The sequence below is a fragment of the Bartonella sp. AC130YNZD genome (genome assembly GCF_042196865.1).
In the GTDB taxonomy this organism is placed as follows: Bacteria; Pseudomonadota; Alphaproteobacteria; order Rhizobiales; family Rhizobiaceae; genus Bartonella.
The window spans coordinates 1-554 of sequence record NZ_JBHIQZ010000187.1 but is presented as its reverse complement, the minus strand read 5'-3'; the positions used below and the strand labels follow the sequence as shown (position 1 = coordinate 554).

General features: G+C 44.4%; 1 protein-coding gene. It reads left to right on the top strand.

Annotated elements, in window-relative coordinates; genetic code table 11:
- Positions 1 to 554: terminase gpA endonuclease subunit (locus ACFINU_RS10380; protein ID WP_375667743.1), on the top strand; the 554-nt coding region annotated here is incomplete at both ends.

Below are 554 nucleotides of genomic sequence, written 5' to 3'. Positions count from 1 at the left end.
ACATTGATGATTACAGGAGCAAATAGTGCTGCTGGATTGCGTTCTTCTCCTATTCGCTATTTGGTTTTGGATGAAGTCGATGCTTACCCATTGAATGTCGATAATGAAGGCGATCCTGTAACAATTGCTGAAAAACGAACCTCTGCTTTTATTCAACGTAAAATTTTTAAATTGTCCACGCCGACACACCGTGACACAAGCCGTATCGCCAAGGATTTTGTGCTAGGAGACCAGCGATATTACAATGTTCCTTGTGATGCGTGTGGTACGCTACAACCGATTGTTTGGTCACAAATCAAGTGGCCAAAAGGCGCCCCCGAAAAAGCTGTTTTTGTTTGTGCACATTGTGGTCATGAACATGCCGAACATCGTAAGTCCACCTTAATGGCAGAAGAAAACGGTGCTTGCTGGATCGCAACACAGGAGTCAAGTAAGCCTCGTCTGCGTTCTTACCATATTTCAGCGCTTTATTCGCCATGGCTGACTTGGGGCGATTGTGCGCGCGAATTTTTAAGAGCCAAAGAAGACCCTGCTCTTTTGCAAGTTTTTATTAA